Raw genomic sequence first — 20,189 nt, 5'->3', positions numbered from 1 at the left:
GCAGTCCCTAGATTGGAGTTTGTTTTATTCAAGATTAAGCATTTTGTTGCAGTGTGACTCCCTCTGGTAGAACGGATAACACATGCGTAAGAACAGAAGCGTCAGACTGCATTTCCTCACCCAGAATAGCGACGATTCCTTTGTCCTCACGGGTACGAATCAAACGCCCAATGCCCTGTCTGAAGCGCAGAAGCATATAAGGCAAGTCCACCTCTTCAAATGGAGTTTCTGCTTCGCTACGCTTAGCAATAAACACTGGATCATGCGGAGGAAAAGGCATCGACCAGATAATCACATTCGACAGCGATGATCCCGGAACATCCAGACCTTCCCACAAGCTAACTGCACAGAGTACGCTTGCTTCGTCACGTTGGAACGCTGAGATGAGATAACTGATTTCTTGATCTCCTTCAAAATAGAAGGTCATGCCTGCAACTTCAGATTCCTCTGAAATCCGCTCCTTAAACTGCATCAACTCATCTTTGGATTTGAATAAGATCAAAGCACGTCCTTCGGATCGTTGAAGAAGTTTTATAGCTTCTTTCATTTTGCCAGCGAAGCCTTCGGCTATGTTCCATCGAGGAGCAAGTGCCTCCATCTGCTCGGCATAATCATAAGGTGATACTACTGAGAAGGATAGAAATTTCTCAATACCCAGACTATCTGCTACATAACGGAATGAACCCTCTACTGAGAGTGTAGCTGACGAAAACACAATCGGAATATTAGCACCAAAGACACGCTCTTGCAGCACTTCCTTAACCGTTCGCGGCATAATGGATAACGTCAAACCTTCTGGACTATCCGTTACCCAGCAAATAAGCGCTTCGGAGCGTTCGAACAACATCAGTGCCTTCTGCATCATTTCGATATGCTCTTCCACAATGCGTAATTGATAGTCATTTAGTGAATATAGCTCACCTTCAAAAACAAGCTCTTCTTCAATGGCAGTTAGCACATCACGGAAACGATGAACCTCACGTAGTAGCCCTTCACTAAGTATAATCTCTTTACGATCAGAGCCTTCAATAGCTCGACTGTGCTTACCAAGCGCCTTGAACATTCGCTCGCTTTGGACAATAGACTCATCAATAAGCACGGCGAGAGATTCGCGGATTTCACCTTGCAACAGACGAAGGATCAGCTCCTCAAATACGACATGCTTCATTTTGTAACTGAGCGCCTTCATAGCTGCTGATTCTAGTAAATGTCCTTCATCAAAAATGACTGCACTATGTTCTGGCAGTAGAGGCAATTGCCCTTCGCGTTTGCGACCCTCATATGTCCAGACATGCTCCATATAATAGTCATGCGAACAAATGATGAGATCACCCGAATGACGATAATGCTCCCGCGAAAGCGTCTGACCACAGCGTTGACGTCGGTCACAAGTGAAACAATCTTGGAACGTATCCCAGTTAATGTTCTGCCATTGCTCATCACTCAGATGAGGATAATCCTTACGGTCGCCATATGCGTGGAAATTTTGCATGGCGCCATGAGAATATACAAAGTCCGGCAGGCTTGCGGCCAAATCATCCACTGCACACCCTCTTCATCGCGTAACCGCACATCGTCTAACTTCCGCAGACATACGTATTGATCCGGCGATTTACCCAGTCTAGCATCAATAGCCAGTCCTAAGTGATGAGCAAGCTTCGCAATATCCCTTCGGGTTTAACAAGCTGTTCAATCAGCGATTCATCTGCACAAGCAATAATCGCGGGTTTCCGTGTATAACGGGCGTAACAGATAGAATATAGTAAGTACACAAGAGTCTTACCTGTTCCTACCCCAGCCTCTGCGAAGATCGTTTTCTTCTCTGCAAATGCCTTTTCCAATTGAAAAGCCATATAGATTTGTTCATCACGGACTTCAAAGCCCGCTTCCGGCAATATATCGTAGAATACATCCGCCACCCATTCGCCTACCTGGGCAATAAATGGACGGGTTGGATCATATGTGAAAGGATAACGCTCCACTATATCAAGTTACCTCCATAGCATTGAAGTTTAAAATACATGCTTGCTAGTCTTATTTTCAAGACCAACACTACATTATCCCATGCTTACGTTATAAACACAATAACCTATATGCATAAAGCCCGGATCTGCGATATAAGCAGATCCGGGCTTTTCTCTTCCATACTAAGCATAGAAGATCCTATTCATTCGCTTCATTATGGATTTTTAGGTGGAATCGAAGGATTGGGATTCACAGGCTCGTACAGATTTGAACGAATTCGGAACCATTGATAGAGATGGGTCACAATGACCTTGATAACGGCATAACCTGGAACCGCAAGCACGATACCAGCGATACCAAACAAATTCCCCGCTGTAAGAATAACAAATATAATGGTAATCGGGTGTATTTTGAGTGTTTTTCCCATGATTTGAGGGGAGATAAACTTCCCTTCGATGAGCTGGACAATCGTCCAGACGATCAGCATCTTGAGCAGCATCACTGGCGAAGTGACCATCGCAACAATCAGCGCAGGCGTAATCGCAATGACCGGTCCTAGGTAAGGAACGATACTGGTACATGCAGCGATGACAGCCAAGATCAGAGAATAATCAAGCCCAATAATAATATATCCCAAATAGAGAAGCACCCCAATACAGAAGCTGACAATAATTTGTCCGCGAATGTATGAAGCAATCTGATGATTCATCTCTTTCATGACTCGCTGGCTTTCACCACGAAGTTTAACCGGAATAAATGAAAGAATGAAGTTCGGTAATTTCTTGCCATCCTTGAGCAAATAGAACAGGATGAACGGCAGCGTTATAAGTGCCAATACCACTTCAGTCAGGACGCCTAGAAATCCGCCTATACCCGTCCACGTACTATTGAGAAAGCTTGAAGCCCGCTCCGAAATCATTTTCACGACTTCCTGTGGATTAAATGAAATGGATTGTTGCAGCTTACTTACCAAGTTACTGCCCATTAAATTTTCAAATTGTAATCTTGCCGCTTCACTGTACGTTGGAAAATTATCTACCAAGTCGTTAATTTGTTCACGAATGACCGGAATAACCGACGTCACTAGTAATGTGATAATAGCAATGATTAACACATACAACACTAGAATAGAAGTTACCCGCCCCATCTTGCGGGTTTGCAGATAATCAACGATCGGATTTAGCAAATAATATGCAATTCCCGTCAGGATTAGAGGCAGAACAATTGTTTTAATTAATACGATGAAAGGGTGAAATACAAACGAAACCTTATTTAGCACCATGATATTTAAACCGATCAGCAATAAAACGAGCAGAAAGAGTACAAATCGGTTATTTAGAAAAAAACGTTTGAATCTTGTTGACCAACTTAACGGATTCTCCATCTATTCTTCCTACTCCTCACTCACTTTTCGCTTTTTAATATCAAGCTTGCAGTATCGATTGTTATCTCTCTCGAGTAGCGTGAATTTCACCCCATCAAATACCAAGGATTCGTTCTCCTCCATCTCACTTTGCTGGCTGTACAACCAACCACCAATCGTATCCCATTCATGAGAATCCAGATCAAGGTTGAAATGATCGTTAATGACATACAGTGAAACCTTACCATCGACAATCATATGATGCTTCGACATAATTTGAATGTCTTCCTCTTCGTCTCCGTCAAATTCATCACGTATTTCACCGACAATTTCTTCAATAATATCTTCAATGGTGACGAGCCCTGAAGTTCCACCATACTCATCAATGAGAATAGCCATATGTGTACCTTCCAGCTGCATCCGCTTCAGAAGCGTATTCACTGGTGTTACCTCTGACACTGCCATTACCGGATGAAGTAGTTTTGTAACGTCTACATCAGGATCATCCTCATAAGCTAAGAAAAATTGTTTCGTATTTATGATGCCGATGACGTTATCTTTATTCCCGTCAACCAGCGGAAACCTCGTATATTGCTGTTCTTTAATAATCGCCACATTCTCTGCACGCGGCTTTTCTTTATACAAACAGATCATGTCTGTACGCGGAACCATAATTTCTTTGGCTAACATATTATCGAAAGCGAAGATTCGACTTACATAGCCAAATTCATTTCGATTAATCTTACCACTTTCAAAACTTTCACTAAGAATAATTTGCAGTTCTTCCTCGGAATGGGCATCCTCATGCTCTGAGGCAGGCTTGATGCCGAACAGCCGAACCAGCTGGTTAGCAGATCCGTTCAAGATCCAAATGAATGGATACATGATTTTGTTAAACCAGATAATAGGGGTGGCGGTTAATAAAGCAACCGTCTCTGCTTTACGAATAGCGATGGTTTTCGGAGCTAACTCACCAATAACTACGTGTAAATAGGTAATGATGGCAAACGCGATGAACAAGGACAGAAACTGTCTAACCCCCTCCGATAAACCCCACTGTTCAAACAGCGGATGGAGTATTTTCTCCACCGTCGGTTCTCCAAGAAAACCAAGGCAGAGCGAAGTAATGGTTATCCCGAGCTGGCATGCCGATAAGTAGCCGTCCAAATTGCCCAGCACTTTCTTTACGGCCACCGCTCCTTTCTTTCCTTCGTCAATCAACTGATCTACTCTGCTTGCGCGTATGCGGATCACCGCAAATTCAACCGCTACAAAGAAGGCCGATAAACCAATCAATAAAGCTACTAAAACCAAATTTAACACATACCTGTCACTTTCCACTTCTGCATCTTCTCCTTTTTATTTTCCTATCTTTTACCATACCACAAAGGTTATATACAATGAAATAACGCTTAAACGGGTTATACGAAACAGACTGTCAGAGGTTTCATATTTAAATTGGAATCTAAGAGTCTATTTCATCATAATCCTGATATCTTCTTACAAAAAAACTTCAGCTCGCCCGGTTACTACACCCGCCAAGCTAAAGCTTAAATTTATTATTCTGATTTGTGTGAATGATGACTTTTTGCCTGCGACAATTGGAATTCAGGACTAGTCACTGTTTCCATATTTAATGCGGGGAGTAACGTGCGTAATTAGTCTGCGCGCAGCTGTCCCTTCCATGCCAAGTGTTGCCTTAAGCTGATCCATCAGTAGGTATTCCAGTTGGTACTCTTGCACAGAACGCATCGGTGACCGTCACCTTCTCAGTTACCTTGACGGAGGTTGCTGGCATCTCGCTTACGGGTATTGAAAATTAGGGTAATGCTTCTTTCAATGTTAATTCGGTATCAATTGGAGGCTATATTTCCTACACGATAACCGTATCGAATACAGGTACTACTGCGCTTCAGGGCATCGTTACTGACCCACTTTCTACAGGAGCATTGTTTGTTTCAGGAAGCCTCACGTTAAATGGAAATCTAGTAATGCTAGAGATTTAAAAAAGCCGCAACCATCCTATAAGGATGATGGCGGCTTCTTTTTCATATCTATTTCTCATTGTCTCAAGCGCTTAGTGTCCCATCATCATGGATGGATCCGGCGTGTTGCCATCTAGGGATTCCTTTTCAGTAGCTAAGGCTCTAGGTTTACGCAAAATGAGCGTAAGCAGAACACCAACAATCGCAAGCCAAGCCGCGAGGAAGAATACATCATTATAGCCTGAGACAGCAGCAGTTAAGGGATTAACCCCTTTGTTCAAGCCTACATTTATGCGGTTCGTTAAATATCCCGTCATACCAGCCACGGCAAAGGATACAACCACCTGCTGAGCCGCAGCCGTAAGTGATGTTACACGACCAACCAATTTACGCGGAGCCGCATTCAGTACATGCGTATTTAATGGCATCATAGACAGACCCATACCAAATCCCATCAGGCCAAGTATCGGCATAATATAGGATAGCGAAGTCGTTGGCGAGATATCTGACAGTAGGAATAGAGACGAAGAAATAATAAGGAGTCCGACAAAAGCCACTGGACGAGCTCCAAATTTATCAAAAAGCTTACCGCCAATCGGCATTCCGATTCCAGAAGCCAAAGCCTGCGGGAGCAAGATGAGTCCGGTCTCCAGTGGCGTGAAATGACGAATACTTTGCAAGTACAATGGAACAAATAGCATGGAGCCAAATAGTGCTGCCTGCATGATCCACGTCAAAATGATCCCACGAGTGAAATCAGAAGAGGCGAATACTCTTAGCTCAAGAAGTGGGTTCTTTTGCCGTAGCTCGACAATGATAAACAGCAGCAGCGCAATTCCTCCGACGGTAAGTCCTATTACCGCATTCGTCGAAGACCATTTTCCACTTCCACCTTCATTTACACCGTAAGCAAGTGCCGAAAATGCAATTGGCGCTAAAATAATGCCGAGTACATCCAGATGTGGAGCCTTCTGCCGATCGGTATCGGGTAAGAATTTTACCCCCAAAATAACTGCAATAATACCAATGGGAACATTAATGAGGAAAATCCAGCGCCAGGTGGCAGCTTCAACGAGCCAGCCAGAAAGTACAGGACCTAAAGCAGGGGCGAGTAACATGGGAATGCCAAGCATACCCATCACAGCTCCTCTTCGTTCAGGAGGTGCCAGTTTAAATACCATTGCCATACCGATCGGTGCAACCATGCCTCCACCAAGCCCCTGGATAACACGGTAGATGATCAGTTGTGTGGATGTCTGAGCAATGGAACATAATGCAGATCCGAGGATAAACATAATTACCGTTGTGATAAATACTTTCTTAGAACCAAACTTGTCGGTCATCCAGCCAGCTAGTGGAATGACTGCTGCAAGAGCTAGCGTATACCCCGTAATGGCCCACTGAACGGTTTTCAGATCCGACCCAAAGAACTCCTGTAGCTTCGGAATCGCTACGTTGACAACTGTACCATCCAAGATAACCATGATCATACCCACAATAATAGCGAGCAATGGTGGTATGATCTCTTTCATGGAAAACGGCCTTTCCTCAGCGACCTTGGGGTCAGCTAATTGACTAGACATGATTTTCTCCACTCATTTCTATATAGGATGATCTGTAAGATCATGGGTGTAAAATAACATAGGAAATAATAGACTTTCTCGTCTAATCTGCTGTTAAATGTATACTCGGAAAAGCTATAAAGTCAAGAATTAATTGTAAATTATTACATATAATTATACGTCCAACGTCGTTCATGAAGATGATTAGCATAACTGCTCTTATCTGCTCTTGAATACCTAATGATATGCCTTCGATTCAACAGCACTGGAAGCCAAAATGGCTCTCAGCAATTTTTCCCGCCGAGAACCTAATGAATAATATAAAATACATCATGTGTGATCAAATCACTTCTTGAATATGTATTTCTCGATCCTTACTAAGGTCTAAATAGTTCTGGCCTACCTTTACTAATGGATTTGTATCATCATGTGGATTGATATAAACGACCTCGCCCCATTGACCATTCGATAATTTAACGCTTCTTCCGATCAGATTGCGGATAAGATTATTCAGAAAAACAGCAACAATATGAGGATCTAACTCTCCGAAAAAACCTTGTCGCATGCGGGCTACAATCTCATAAAAGGGTAAGGCATCCTGATAAGGACGTTTCGAAGACATGGCATGAAAAATATCAGCAACAGCAACAATTCGGCTCATCGGATCTATTTGATCTTGTTTTAACTTAAGAGGGTAACCGCTACCATTTGCTCGTTCGTGATGCTGTAATGCAACCCATGCCACACGTGGGCTAATTCCAACCGTTTCCTTAAGCATTTCGTAGCCATAAATCGTATGACGCTTCATTTCTTCGTATTCTTCATTTGTTAACTTGCCTGGTTTCAGTAATATTTCTTGTGGAATTCGAACCTTACCTACATCATGCATTGTAGCTGCAAGTGATAGTAACGCGATCTCCGTTTCATCCCATTTCATCCATCTACCAATCAGAGTCGATAATATGCCCACCCCTATATTATGTTGATATGTATACTCATCTTTGGCTCTAATCGATTCAAATAATTTATACAAGTCTGCATGCTCTGATACTTGTTTTACAAAAGGGATAAGTTCATCCTTAATTTCCAGAAGAGGGATTTTGCGGGTAGTTTTAATTCGATAGAATAAATCCTTTGCATAGTTAGCCGTATCTTCCACAAGTGATACAAGGGAGCTGGAATCGGAATCGCTAGTGGACATCAAAGTAACATCAGAAGTTTCAATCCCATGCTGCTGAAGCAGATGAATATGTTCTTGTGTTAACTTTACTCGGGCAGGAACCAAGACTAGTCCCCGATTATTTGTTATATCATATTTCGTTTTTTTGCCCAAAAGCCCATCTAGTGACATCCCACCACCCCTATCTTTCGATATATATCCATCATCTTATACACATATTTTTTAAAAAGAGTTTATAAGAGGTTTTTATTGATATAATTTATATTAATTTACATTTTACAACAATTATAGAACGTTAGCACATACATTCTCACACGATGTATTCATTTTTCAGCATTTATTTCATTTAATTAGTTGCTCCTACGGTTTATCTTCAACCTTGTATGCATTAAAGTTACGTAAATCACAGAGTGCAACATGTACTGAACTAGGATTTAGGATATAGGTCCAAATAAGTTTTGTACCAATCCGGGCGTTTCGCTTTAATCAGTGAAAGTGCCTCTGACAAAGCTATCCCTCTTAAACAAGTTAATTTTTCATAATCAATTCGTTGTGTTCTCAGCCATATTTGACCTAGTGATTCGCCACAACTTGCTACGATCATCTCATCAAAATTACTATCATTTGATACCTTGATTAAAAAGTCTACTGTTTCTTCATCTTGAAAATTAATGCCTAGTTCTATTACTGCATCATCTTTTTCTGCATCATTTGAAGAAGAGTCTAATAATATTTCAAACAGGCTTTTCTTATCCAAACATATCACTTCCCTAATGGAATATGAGTACCAATACCCTTACTACCCGTTTCTCCTGTAAATGGGTTTACATATGTTCCCTCATCATTTAATCTAGCATCAAAACGTGGTTGCTTACTTCCTGAACCAAGACCTTCTCTTGTACTAACTTCGGGCTTCAGTTTCAGCCTCCAACTAAAAGCACCTTTAGAATCCTTCACCCCCCACTGTTCAACACCACCTTCAGTATATTTTTGCTCCCAACCATTATTTTTAGCCCAGACCCTTAAGTTATCAGTGTTTTTCGCCAAATCACCAGTATCTTTTACTGGAATGTTACCTTCGCCCTCTACCTTTTCGCTCCCTCCCTTACCCGATCCTGCTGATTCATTACTCTTACTTCCATGCATTTGATACAAATCTCTACCAGAATTCAATGCCCCTTGTACTCCACCCTTAGCGGTAAGGTATCCGTGAGAAATTAGACCAAGTGATACCACACCGACAGGAACACCCACAATGGCTCCAATTCCTGTGACATCTAATGCAAGTGAAGCTCCATCTCCCAGAATACCTCCAATCATCTCTACAGTTCCAAGAGCGGTTGTTACTCCATGACCAAACAGTTCCCCCCATGCTCGAGACTTCGGATGAATGCTTGTCATATCCTTATCCATTAGACCAAAAGTTAAATCCTTTACGGTCGCTAAACCCGCTCCAGATAGAAATTCCCCGAAATTACTTCCTTCACTTGAAGCATCTGCTTCCTTAAATCTACGAGATATATTAGCTAGCTCTTGTCCGGTATTAGACAATCTATCTAGCATCTGATTCATTTGGTACTGTGCATCGCGGAAGGTTGTAAAAAAGTGCTCTCTTGTCGCTCCACTCCATACCGATCTCAGATGATATATTTCCTTATCTAGAAGCTGGATGATTCGATCCATTTCATGACGCCCGTTTAAGCATTGCTGCGCTACACGCATAATCTCTTCGGGTGGAACGCGTATTTCAGGCATCCATAACCCTCCAATCTGGGACACCTTAGCGGTGATTATAATATCCAATATTAACCATATATTCTATTGCGCTAACTTGTCCAAACATATTAATTCAAAAAAGGAGCCAATCATGGAATGGCTCCTCTTCTTAATATCTATCCAAATACAAATCATTCACTTTTAAAAATGAATACTAAAGCTTCCCCCTTGCTGACCAGTCCAAGTTAATTGATATGTACCACTTGGTAAATTGGGAAAGGATCCACTAAGCGTTTCCTTCACAACAGAACCTGTATAGGGGTCACTATAATGATGTGAATACACGACAGCACCCGTGACAACTTCCTTAAGAATCAGATCGCCCCCATGATAATTAGCGACATAACCTGTCACATACAGGTCACCTTGCCCTTGCGCCGTGTTAGAAGATACAGCTGCAAAAGCGGCGATTGGAGCCAAAACAAACACCAACATACAGATAAACATAGCCATTACCATTTTCTTTTTCACTTAACATCAATCCCTTCGACTATTTATTTAGGGTAGTTGTGACAGTCAAGAAGTGAATACTGGCCTATGAATCTATGCATTTTCCCCATATCATTAAATTACCATAAAATTCAATAGTATACTATAATTGTTTTTCATTCTTCTTTACCTGATGTCTCATCATATATTTAACGAAATCTGTTAAAATCAGCTGGTTGTACTGACTATGGTTTGCGTGATTTGTTGCATTTCCTCGATCGAAATACGATGAACATATTTACTGAACTTCTCTTTCCCCTTAGCGTTAGCCTTATAATAATCAATGATTGCTGTTATAACAGGAACAAGCTGAGCTTCTGATAATCCGGATATAAGCAATCGAGCTATTGACGCTTTGATACCTTTTGACTCTCCTCCAACATAGATATCAAACGTATTTAGCATTTTAACAACCCCAATGTCTTTTAACAAAGGTTCGCTGGTCCCAAGAGCGCAGCCTGCAAAACCAACCTTAAGTGGAGTCGGAGTCACAATACCTGCGATAGCCCGGTTCAGAACTTGAGCTGCTACCAGTCCACCTTTCTCCGCTCCTTTGCAGAAATTACAGGCAATCAAACTTTTGGTTACGAAGCCTGATGGATATACTTCCAGACCCGAGTACTCAAGTTCTTCTTTTATTGCATCGCTTCGTTCGAGGGGAACTTCCAAATAAAGCTGCTGAAAGTTCGTCATTTCAATTTTAGAATCCGTACTTGCAACAGTACCAATCTTCACAAGTTGTTCTGGCGTAAATAGGCTTCCTCCTACTTGAATAGGAGGTGTAACCGCAATTCTCGTCTTTTCTCCCACGCATCCGTTCTCCTTCTGCTTATAAGGCTACTGTACATATGTTGAATCCTTCTCCACCCACCCAGTTGATTAATGACGTATTTTAACACGTTGTAGACGTAGAGCATTGAGGACAACAGAAATGGAGCTGAGTGCCATTGCTGCACCTGCTAACCATGGAGCCAATAGTCCCAATGCCGCAATTGGAATACCTAGAGTGTTATATCCGAGTGCCCAGAACAGATTTTGTTTGATATTTGTCATCGTTTTACGACTCATATAGATTGCATCCGGTATACTGGATAGATCGCCACGCATCAGAGTCACATCCGCTGCCTCCATAGCTACGTCAGTACCTGTACCGATAGCCATACCGATATTTGCTGTTGCAAGTGCCGGAGCATCATTAATACCATCACCGACCATGGCTACTGTCTTACCTTGCGCTTGCAATTTCTTCACTTCTTCTGCTTTTCCTTCTGGAAGAACCTCAGCAAGTACATGATCGATACCCACTTGAGCCGCAATCGCCTTCGCTGTTCGTTCGTTATCTCCCGTAATCATAATGACTTGAATACCCATTTCTTTCAGTCGACTTACCGCTGCCTGAGAGGTTTCTTTGATTGTATCCGCAACAGCTACCATACCCATGTACCCTTTATCTATGGCGACAAGCATTGCTGTTTTACCGGACTCCTCCAGTTTGGACATCGTCTCATAAGCATGTTTTGCGTCCACTCCGAATTGATCCATTAAACGGCGTGTTCCAATCAACAGCTCTTTACCTTCGACGACAGCCTTAATTCCGTAACCCGGAATCGCTTCAAAAGACTCTGTATTTGGCAGTTCGATATTTCTTTCTTTAATACCTATGACAATCGCTTCTGCGAGCGGATGCTCTGAATTTTTCTCTGCAGCGCCCACAAGTCTAAGGAATTCTGTTTCGTTGCCTTCCACCAACAGAACATCGGTAAGCTCAGGCTTCCCTTTAGTTACTGTACCTGTTTTATCCAAAATAATTGCATCTATTTTATGAGTTTTCTCTAGATGCTCTCCGCCTTTGAACAAAATACCCATTTCCGCGGCACGTCCCGATCCTGCCATAATGGAAGTAGGAGTAGCCAATCCCAGTGCACATGGGCAAGCAATAACCAAAATTGCAATTGCCTTTTCCAGAGACCCTGCAAAATCCCCAGGTGTTACGAAGAAGTACCATACTAGGAAAGCTGCAATAGCAATCCCAACAACAATAGGAACAAAGATGCCTGAGATAACATCGGCAACCCTTTGGATGGGTGCCTTGGACCCCTGTGCTTCCTCTACAACCTTTATAATTTGTGCTAGAGCTGTTTCTTTACCGACCTTTGTCGCTTTTATACGCAGCATGCCATTCTTATTTATTGTTGCGCCGATGACTGCATCGCCGGCTTTCTTTTCCACAGGAAGACTTTCACCAGTCAACATCGATTCGTCTATTGACGAGACACCCTCCAATACTTCACCGTCAACAGGCACTTTATCACCTGGACGTACAACTACAATATCTCCAGCGATTACTTCATCTACTGGAATGGTCATTTCCTGACCTTCACGGACAACGAGCGCTGTCTTAGCTTGGAGTCCCATCAAAGACTTAATAGCTTCAGATGTCCGGCCTTTGGCTAACGATTCAAACAATTTGCCCATTAAAACCAGTGTGATGAGGACAGCACTTGTCTCATAATACATCTCAGGTCCGTGATGGACACTGCCACCCTCCACAGCCCATTTTATGGTCAGATATAAGCTATAGAAATATGCGGCCGAGGTGCCCAGCGAGACGAGAACGTCCATGTTGGCACTGCCATTGCGGAGCGCTTTATAGGCGCCAATATAGAATTGTCTTCCGATATAAAATTGAACTGGTGTTGCAAGAATCAATTGGAACCATGGATTCATAAACAATTCAGGCAACCAGATCCATGAAGTAAACGAAAAGTGACTCACCATTGCCCAGAGCAGTGGAAAAGACAAGATAGCGGAGACAATAAGCTTTCGCTTTTGCCGTTTGATTTCTTTCTCCCGATGTTCAGCAGGATCACTTTGCTCCTGTTTAGGAACAGCTTTATATCCGAGCTTATCTATTCGTTTCAGCATATCGGTTACGGATACTTCCATCGGATTATACGCCACATGAGCACTTTCAACCGCAAAGTTAACTGTTGCATTGCTGACACCAGGTAACTTGTTTAACGTCTTCTCGATTTTCAGTGCACATGCTGCGCAGGTCATTCCGACAAGTTGTAAATCGACTTCTTCTTTCGAAGTACCATATCCAAGCTTCTGAATACTTTCTTCCATTTTCACAGTGTTTGTTATCGTCGGATCATAAGTAACCGATGCTCGTTCCAACGCAAAGTTTACGTTAGCTTCTGTTACACCTTCCAGTTTGTTTAATCCTTTTTCAATACGGTTCGCACAAGCTGCGCAGGTCATACCCGTGATCTGTAATGATGTTTGTTTTGTCTCTGCGCTATTGGCTTCCATAGTTAACACTCCTCTTCCCTAGACTTCATATCCTTGCTCCTCAATGGCGTCTTTAATCTTATCGATTGAAAGCTTATTTTCATCAAATTCTACGGTTACTGTTTCGCTATTTAGGTCAACTTTGCCTTTAGCTCCTATTTCTTTCAAAGCACCCTCGATTGAATTTACGCAGTGACCACAAGACATCCCTTTTACATTCAAGACTTCATTTTTCATTTTTCATTTCTCCTTATATTTAATTCACTTCTTGTCTCATGTTTTAATACGGCTATGACACTATTTTGTAATCTCGCTCTCGGTTACCCATTTATGATTTTTAACTACCTCTCCACCCGTAGTTGGTGTGTAGTCCAACATATATACTGTTGTTTTTTCAGCTGAATCAATGGTAGCTTTTGCTCCATTCATGCCATTCATATGATCCGCCTGCAAAACGACCTGATCTCCTTCTTTGTAAGGTTCCGCTTCATGATCTTTAATCTCCTCCTGGATCACCCATTTATGATTTGTTACTTTTTCACCGCCAGTAGTAGGGTTGTACGAAACCGCATATGCAGTTGTGCTATATGCACCCACAACCGTCGCCTTCGCTCCATCCATACCTTTCATATGATCGGTATGAATTGTTACGCTGTCTCCCACCTTAAAGGTTGGATTCTCTGCCTCTTTTAAGCCTTCTGGAACTTGTCCGGACCCAGTATGATTCATATCCATATCTGCCATCTGCTGCTTATTGTTATCCGTAGTGTTCGAGCTTGTGCTTGTCCCACAGGCAGTTAAAGAAAGAGCAAGCATAGCAGCAGCACTTATTAGGGTTAATTGTTTCTTCATAATCCGTTCACTCCTAGTCATTAGTTAAATTTTTTACTTATTGTGTTCCAAGAGTAATTCCTCAATTTCTTGACGATTGAAAACAAATCCGAAAAACATTTGATCGTTGATAAATATAGTAGGTACTAAATTCTTCCCAGAACGTCTGCGCAGCTCGGTTGCATAATCGGAATTCTCTGCAATATCAAATGCTTTATATGGAATTTCATGCTCTTCCAGAAACTTCTTAAAATTTCGGCAATCTTCACATGTAGGCGTTGTGTATACCTCAACTCTAAACATTATTATTCCCTCCTTATTGAATACCTTATTAAAGTGATAATCTTAATTCATTTGTAGTATACCCCCCTATAGTATAATTAGTCAATATAAATTTAGATTACCCCCCTACACTATATTTTGAACCAACAAAAAAAGGATTCCTGCGAATCCTCTCGTGGTTACCTACTTCATCAGTTTATTTATAGTCACTAGCAACTCATCAATGACTTGATTATCGCCTTCTTGAATACGTTCCATAACACAGCTCTTCATATGATGTTCTAGGAGCAGCTTCCCTACACCATTTAATGCAGATTGCACCGAAGAAATCTGATTTAGAACATCGTCACAATAGGTGTCCTTCTCAATCAAACCTTTTAGACCTCTTACTTGACCCTCAATTCGATTGAGTCGACTAATGAGGTTCTTTTTCGTTTTTTCAGAATGATGGCTTTTTCGATCATCCGTATCACATGATTCATGTGTCTGGGTATTTGGTTCTACAATTATGTCCTCCATGCGCCGCTCACTCCCCTTTTCTTCATTATACAATGGCATTCCTGATTTTACACTTTCATTTCTTCATGCTGTATGGCTCTCGTTTCAATCTGAATGGTCGTATGTTGAATTTGAAATTGATTGGATATGAATTGAATAGCTTGTTGCAGTATTGCCTGATTGTCTTGATTATCCTCAATTAAGAGGTGACAGCTTAGTGAGTCTAGGCCTGAAGTAATGGTCCAGATATGAAGATCATGAACATCTATAACGCCGTCAATGCTTGCTAATGCTTCTTTAACTTCTGATGAATTTACCGTTACTGGTGTACCCTCCATAAGAATATGAGTAGCATGCTGAATAACACCCCAAGCTCCTTTAAGAATTAACAGAGAAACAAGAATACTAATAATAGGGTCCGCAATATACCACCCAAAGATCATCATAATCAAACCTGCTACTATCGCACCAACTGAACCCAAAGCATCACCTAAAATATGAAGATATGCACTTCGAAGATTAATATTATTCTTCACATCCCCTTTTCTCATAAGGGACCATGCACTCAATACATTGGCTAACAGCCCAATGCTGGCAATCAGCATCATTGGACCACTCGCAACCGTTGGCGGCTGTGAGAAACGTCCAATCGCTTCCCAAATGATAAATCCTGCAACTATGAATAATGTAACTCCATTTAGGAGTGCTGCTAATATTTCAAACCGATAAAACCCGTACGTTTTATTAGGAGACGCGGGTCTTGTGGCAAACCATACAGCAGCTACGCTTAAGAGTAGTGAGCTTGAATCGCTTAGCATATGTCCACTATCGGATAACAGAGCTAAGCTGTTTGTAGCGAGCCCTCCGAAAAATTCTAAAACCATAATACCTACAGTAATGAATAAAGCTATGACTAATCCTTTTTTGTTTCCGTTAGGGTCAACATGATGATGACCGTGATGGTCATGAGCGTGATCATGGTGACTGTGTGAGTGAATATGCTTCGCGTGATTGTGAATTCGATTTGAACTGCCCATTGTTATTGTCGCCTCCTGAACCTTATACATATGAACAATTGCTCATATATTTATATTACGATTATTGTTCGGATACCGATTTTTGTCAAGACTATGGTCGTTAACTTTTACATAAGATCTGGATGCAATTGACAATCTTCAAACATATCCGTATTAGAATTCACAGTAACAACTAAAACAACAACAACTAAAATAAAAACCAATATGTATTTGTTGTGTTGTTTGGGTACCAGAAGGGAGCTGTAACATTATCAACTAATCCGACCTATTTAGAGTGATCCAACATGCAGATGTAGCGTTAATCGTTCCTAGTCTCTTGTTCTCAATCGAAATTACAAGGAGGATTATAATATGAAAATCAATAAAATGTTATCTGTTTGCATGGCAGGAATGATTGTGCTTTCCACGATGTATTCTAATGGAACAATATTCACTCCATTTGCTCATGCTGCAACTGCCGTGAATAAGCCAGTAACATCCAAGCCCAGCGGACGTTATGAGCAGTCTGTAGCCATTACGCTAAACAGTACTACCACTGGAGCAACCGTATTTTACACGCTTGACGGGACACTCCCGGATGAAACAAGCCCTAAATACACTGGAACACCGATTGTTCTAGCGGATTCGACGAACGTCTCGGTCAGAGCGTTCAAGGACGGCGTATGGAGCGATGCTGCAACTTACGGCTATATCATTAAAACAACCGAAAAACCTTTGCTTCAATTCGTAGCGATGTCTGATTTACATATCGGCTCCTCGAACGGAGACACGCAGGGCAATTCGGCTGAGGCTCTGGCAAAAATTAAAGCGCGTTATACGAGCAACTTTGATGTTATATCATCCATTTTTAAAAATCCCGATGCTATTCTCATTGCAGGTGACGCAATCAATGATAACGGCGATGGACTAGGTGCAAATCACGCGATTGTGCAAAATATTTTCAAGGAACAGCTCGCTCGCACGAACATGACGAATACACGTGTTCAATTCGCTATGGGTAACCACGACGATAAAGTGGAAAAGGCTATCAAAAACTATCCTCCAGAGTGGTTTACTACACAGCCCAACGGCTATTATGAGCAGACCATTGGTGGTTATTCATTTATCTTCTTAAATGGTAACAACTATAACATTGACTTGGGACAGCGAATCTGGTTGAAAAACAGACTATCCGCGATTACGAGTAATGCGGCAAATATGAACAAGCCCATTTTCATTACGTTACATCAGCCCGTGACAGGCACCGTTATGGATGGTCAACAGACCTCAAACCCGAACCTCTATAAGGATCTACAGAATTATCCGCAGGTCGTTGTCCTGAGCGGGCACTCTCATTTGAATATCAATGACGACCGTGCCATAGATCAGAAGGATTTTACATCCATTAACGTAGGATCGATGTCCTATATTGAGGTGGATCATGGTTACTCTGCTGTCACCGTTGAAGGTCTAGCAGATGGACGATTCGAATTCCCTGTGAATCAAGCTCAATTTATTGAAGTGTATGCCGATCGTATTGAGATTGATCGCGTCGAATTTAATGGTGATGCTGGCTCCATCTATCTTGGCGGTAAATGGCAAGGCACTCCCAATCCCCCATTCAACAGTGCTGGCGCGCTTGCGGGCAAGAAGTGGGTTGTGAAGCTGCAAGGTAAGACCAAAGAAGAAATAAAGAAAAATTTCACTTTTACTTCGAACAACCGCAACACAACGTCACCTCAATTTCCCGCTGATCCAGATCTTCGAATGACTGCCGGCACAAACAACATACCTATGCTCTCGTTCAGACAAGCCACAGACGACCAATCCATGCATCATTATCAAATTATAATATCTAAGAAAAGCACAGGCGTTGCCGTCAAAACCTTGAACGTGTTATCGGATTACTACTTCTCCCCCATTCCCAATCGTATGAACATTCCGATAGCTGGACTGGATAAAGCAACCGCTTATACGATGACCATCACTGCTGTCGATGCTTATGGTAATAAGAGTTCGACACTGCAAAGTTCCTTCACAACAGGTAGTTTGCCTTTGAATTAACAACGATCCTTCCAGCATTAATGAGGAGTCTGCTTGTAGACAAAACGGGCTATGATTTATAAAACAAATACCCCTTAGAATAGACATTGGATACACCCTAGGGTTATCCGATGTATATCTAAGGGGTTTGACTATGACATGGACCTACTGATGGAAAAAAAAGAAATGACTCCATTTCTGAGTCACTCCCATGCAACGCTATAAGCTTATGCTTTGTCCCTTCCCCTAAAAATCCACAATGCCGAGCAGCATATTCATTTGACCTTTTTCTACTCACTGGATTTTTCCTGTTCCTGATTCTCTCTTTCTTCTCCTGTGGGTAACGTTTATAATTGAGACAAAAAGATCATCAAAACAGGTGATATCCTTGTTATAAGTGAGACTAAGTTGTTTAATAAGTGAGACTGTTTGTTGTTATTTTAGTTATAGATGATATTCGTCGTTGATAAACATTTCTCAGCTCACAGGGTAAAGAACTGTGGAATAACGAGATCCTCGGTTTTCACATAAGCAGGCGTATGACAATCCGAATTCCTCAATCAAGAGTTTCTTCTCTCATCTTAAAATCTAAGCACTCTATCCTTATGATATAAGAAGTATCGATGAGGTAGAAAGAAGAATTGAGGAATTCATTCGTTTTTTAACGAAGATAACATATCGAAAATTAAACAAGCTGACTCCTGTTGAATACAGGAGTCAGCTTGTTTCCTAGGTATTTTTACACTGTCTTCTAAATGGGGTCTTGACTAAAATACCTCTTCGTCATCTTTTGTAATACTATTTGTAAATTAATAATCATCAATCCTATTGAGCCACTGTACGCACGATCATTATTTTAACAATGATCTCTTTCTATACGAATCTCTAGTAGTTTCTCTTTTCTCATCGTAAAAGATCTTATAATATTTACCTTCGTGATTAGAGGACTCCTAACCATTATGAGTTCAGAAGTCTAGAGTTTTCAAGCTCAATGAATTTCTAGACACGAAGGAGATTCTCTATGCCATACGCAAGTAAGCCACGATTTTCTTATCCTTCATCATGAAGGAATATTTTGAAGCATCATTTTTCTTCTTTTCCTTATTCAAGATTTACTTGTTCTTCATCCCCCTCTAATTTAATATTCGGACTTATTAAAATCACTTGGTTAACTTTTGTTTTAAAGATAATAGAAACATCCGTAAACGAGCTATTTAGCAATTTAAGATTTGTAAACTCAATGATACCTTCTTTATTAGAAGTTAAAGACACTGTACCTGTCAATTCTCCTTCTCCACTATTTATGAAAGCTTCAACGCTTGCATCATAAATTGGATTTCCAAACATATCAGTAACAAGAATAATAGGATGCGGTATAAATAATTGTTCTTTCGTTTTGAAAACCTTCGGTTCTTGAAGAAACAATAATTTTTGTATTTCCGAAGGTAGTACTTGGACATTAAGTTCGCGGAGACTTTCCTTCATATCAATTACTTCATAATAAATTGTTTGACTCCCCGCAACTGTTAATATTAATGGAATTTCGGCAATCCCATTATATAATGGAACATCGATGATGGTGGATCCTGAATCTAATAGCTCCTGACCACCAAATTGACCTGATTTTCCAAATGGAGATGTTTTGTAACCTGATATTTTGACTTTTACTATGCCATTTAGAAGATCTGTTTTAGTATTATCGTCACCATATACACTGTTACTTACGCTAGCTTTTACTAAAATTTGTTTGCCTGCTTCAATTGATATCTTCTCTATAGTATCTGTATTTTTTAAGAAAAATGGATATACTTCTAGCCAACCTGATTCCGACCACTCCGACCACGCATGCTCATCCTTCACTTTTACCCTAACCTGTAATACTTCACCTACAGGTAATGCTGTTGA

General features: G+C 41.2%; 17 protein-coding genes and 2 pseudogenes. 2 read left to right on the top strand and 17 right to left on the bottom strand.

What is annotated here, in order from left to right; genetic code table 11:
- Nucleotides 1-34: 34 nt before the first annotated feature.
- The 4 genes and pseudogenes from JCM16418_RS16755 to JCM16418_RS25025 form a co-directional block, all read right to left on the bottom strand.
- Nucleotides 35-1,982, bottom strand: a pseudogene (locus JCM16418_RS16755) (ATP-dependent DNA helicase).
- Nucleotides 1,983-2,179: 197 nt separating this feature from the next.
- Nucleotides 2,180-3,349, bottom strand: a complete 1,170-nt coding sequence (locus tag JCM16418_RS16750; protein ID WP_036651219.1) for an AI-2E family transporter — start codon at nucleotides 3,347-3,349, stop codon at nucleotides 2,180-2,182.
- A gap of 9 nt (nucleotides 3,350-3,358) precedes the next feature.
- Nucleotides 3,359-4,669, bottom strand: a complete 1,311-nt coding sequence (locus tag JCM16418_RS16745) for a hemolysin family protein (RefSeq protein ID WP_036651215.1) — start codon at nucleotides 4,667-4,669, stop codon at nucleotides 3,359-3,361.
- A 273-nt stretch (nucleotides 4,670-4,942) separates the two neighbouring features.
- Nucleotides 4,943-5,080, bottom strand: coding sequence for a hypothetical protein (locus tag JCM16418_RS25025; RefSeq protein ID WP_156327227.1), 138 nt, complete (start codon nucleotides 5,078-5,080; stop codon nucleotides 4,943-4,945).
- A gap of 98 nt (nucleotides 5,081-5,178) precedes the next feature.
- Between JCM16418_RS25025 and JCM16418_RS26945 the strand changes: the two are divergent.
- Nucleotides 5,179-5,334: pseudogene (locus JCM16418_RS26945) on the top strand (hypothetical protein); the annotation flags it as partial.
- 71 nt (nucleotides 5,335-5,405) lie between these two features.
- Here the strand turns inward: JCM16418_RS26945 and JCM16418_RS16740 are convergent.
- The 12 genes from JCM16418_RS16740 to JCM16418_RS16685 form a co-directional block, all read right to left on the bottom strand.
- On the bottom strand, nucleotides 5,406-6,896 hold the full coding sequence (locus JCM16418_RS16740) for a DHA2 family efflux MFS transporter permease subunit (protein WP_036651213.1): 1,491 nt from the start codon (nucleotides 6,894-6,896) through the stop codon (nucleotides 5,406-5,408).
- A gap of 319 nt (nucleotides 6,897-7,215) precedes the next feature.
- On the bottom strand, nucleotides 7,216-8,226 hold the full coding sequence (locus JCM16418_RS16735; RefSeq protein ID WP_036651211.1) for an HD-GYP domain-containing protein: 1,011 nt from the start codon (nucleotides 8,224-8,226) through the stop codon (nucleotides 7,216-7,218).
- 256 nt (nucleotides 8,227-8,482) lie between these two features.
- On the bottom strand, nucleotides 8,483-8,812 hold the full coding sequence (locus JCM16418_RS16730) for a hypothetical protein (RefSeq protein WP_036651209.1): 330 nt from the start codon (nucleotides 8,810-8,812) through the stop codon (nucleotides 8,483-8,485).
- Between the two features lie 5 nt (nucleotides 8,813-8,817).
- A complete protein-coding gene (locus tag JCM16418_RS16725) occupies nucleotides 8,818-9,810 on the bottom strand; it encodes a WXG100 family type VII secretion target (protein ID WP_036651207.1) in 993 nt (330 codons plus the stop codon).
- A gap of 162 nt (nucleotides 9,811-9,972) precedes the next feature.
- Nucleotides 9,973-10,302: a hypothetical protein gene (locus JCM16418_RS16720; protein ID WP_158442444.1), complete on the bottom strand. Its 330-nt coding sequence runs from the start codon at nucleotides 10,300-10,302 to the stop codon at nucleotides 9,973-9,975.
- Between the two features lie 186 nt (nucleotides 10,303-10,488).
- On the bottom strand, nucleotides 10,489-11,130 hold the full coding sequence (locus tag JCM16418_RS16715) for an NAD(P)/FAD-dependent oxidoreductase (RefSeq protein ID WP_036651204.1): 642 nt from the start codon (nucleotides 11,128-11,130) through the stop codon (nucleotides 10,489-10,491).
- Between the two features lie 69 nt (nucleotides 11,131-11,199).
- The gene (locus tag JCM16418_RS16710) at nucleotides 11,200-13,635 is read right to left on the bottom strand and encodes a heavy metal translocating P-type ATPase (protein ID WP_036651200.1); all 2,436 of its coding nucleotides are present in this window, start codon (nucleotides 13,633-13,635) and stop codon (nucleotides 11,200-11,202) included.
- 18 nt (nucleotides 13,636-13,653) lie between these two features.
- A complete protein-coding gene (locus tag JCM16418_RS16705) occupies nucleotides 13,654-13,851 on the bottom strand; it encodes a copper ion binding protein (protein ID WP_036651197.1) in 198 nt (65 codons plus the stop codon).
- 60 nt (nucleotides 13,852-13,911) lie between these two features.
- The gene (locus JCM16418_RS16700; RefSeq protein WP_036651194.1) at nucleotides 13,912-14,466 is read right to left on the bottom strand and encodes a YdhK family protein; all 555 of its coding nucleotides are present in this window, start codon (nucleotides 14,464-14,466) and stop codon (nucleotides 13,912-13,914) included.
- Nucleotides 14,467-14,499: 33 nt separating this feature from the next.
- On the bottom strand, nucleotides 14,500-14,748 hold the full coding sequence (locus JCM16418_RS16695; RefSeq protein WP_036651191.1) for a glutaredoxin family protein: 249 nt from the start codon (nucleotides 14,746-14,748) through the stop codon (nucleotides 14,500-14,502).
- 162 nt (nucleotides 14,749-14,910) lie between these two features.
- Nucleotides 14,911-15,246, bottom strand: coding sequence for a metal-sensitive transcriptional regulator (locus JCM16418_RS16690; protein WP_052020444.1), 336 nt, complete (start codon nucleotides 15,244-15,246; stop codon nucleotides 14,911-14,913).
- Nucleotides 15,247-15,293: 47 nt separating this feature from the next.
- Entirely contained in the window at nucleotides 15,294-16,262 is a 969-nt protein-coding gene (locus JCM16418_RS16685) for a cation diffusion facilitator family transporter (protein ID WP_373280726.1), read from the bottom strand.
- 351 nt (nucleotides 16,263-16,613) lie between these two features.
- Between JCM16418_RS16685 and JCM16418_RS16680 the strand changes: the two genes are divergently transcribed.
- A complete protein-coding gene (locus tag JCM16418_RS16680; protein ID WP_052020442.1) occupies nucleotides 16,614-18,305 on the top strand; it encodes a chitobiase/beta-hexosaminidase C-terminal domain-containing protein in 1,692 nt (563 codons plus the stop codon).
- Between the two features lie 1,080 nt (nucleotides 18,306-19,385).
- Here the strand turns inward: JCM16418_RS16680 and JCM16418_RS25020 are convergent.
- A partial coding sequence (locus tag JCM16418_RS25020) for a hypothetical protein (protein ID WP_036651189.1) occupies nucleotides 19,386-20,189 on the bottom strand: 804 nt, incomplete at its 5' end.

Origin of the sequence: Paenibacillus pini JCM 16418 (assembly GCF_000576305.1) — a bacterium.
GTDB lineage: Bacteria > Bacillota > Bacilli > Paenibacillales > Paenibacillaceae > Paenibacillus_AQ > Paenibacillus_AQ pini.
Note: the sequence above shows the minus strand (reverse complement) of the source record. Positions and strands in the feature narration are given on the sequence as shown.

Excerpts from the sequence above, each read along its gene's own strand:
- JCM16418_RS16695 (WP_036651191.1), bottom strand. The coding sequence starts at position 14,748 with ATGTTTAGAGTTGAGGTATACACAACGCCTACATGTGAAGATTGCCGA.
- JCM16418_RS16680 (WP_052020442.1), top strand. The coding sequence starts at position 16,614 with ATGAAAATCAATAAAATGTTATCTGTTTGCATGGCAGGAATGATTGTG.
- JCM16418_RS25025 (WP_156327227.1), bottom strand. The coding sequence starts at position 5,080 with ATGCGTTCTGTGCAAGAGTACCAACTGGAATACCTACTGATGGATCAG.
- JCM16418_RS16740 (WP_036651213.1), bottom strand. The coding sequence starts at position 6,896 with ATGTCTAGTCAATTAGCTGACCCCAAGGTCGCTGAGGAAAGGCCGTTT.
- JCM16418_RS16710 (WP_036651200.1), bottom strand. The coding sequence starts at position 13,635 with ATGGAAGCCAATAGCGCAGAGACAAAACAAACATCATTACAGATCACG.
- JCM16418_RS16700 (WP_036651194.1), bottom strand. The coding sequence starts at position 14,466 with ATGAAGAAACAATTAACCCTAATAAGTGCTGCTGCTATGCTTGCTCTT.
- JCM16418_RS16725 (WP_036651207.1), bottom strand. The coding sequence starts at position 9,810 with ATGCCTGAAATACGCGTTCCACCCGAAGAGATTATGCGTGTAGCGCAG.
- JCM16418_RS16705 (WP_036651197.1), bottom strand. The coding sequence starts at position 13,851 with ATGAAAAATGAAGTCTTGAATGTAAAAGGGATGTCTTGTGGTCACTGC.
- JCM16418_RS16735 (WP_036651211.1), bottom strand. The coding sequence starts at position 8,226 with ATGTCACTAGATGGGCTTTTGGGCAAAAAAACGAAATATGATATAACA.
- JCM16418_RS16685 (WP_373280726.1), bottom strand. The coding sequence starts at position 16,262 with ATGGGCAGTTCAAATCGAATTCACAATCACGCGAAGCATATTCACTCA.
- JCM16418_RS16690 (WP_052020444.1), bottom strand. The coding sequence starts at position 15,246 with ATGGAGGACATAATTGTAGAACCAAATACCCAGACACATGAATCATGT.
- JCM16418_RS16750 (WP_036651219.1), bottom strand. The coding sequence starts at position 3,349 with ATGGAGAATCCGTTAAGTTGGTCAACAAGATTCAAACGTTTTTTTCTA.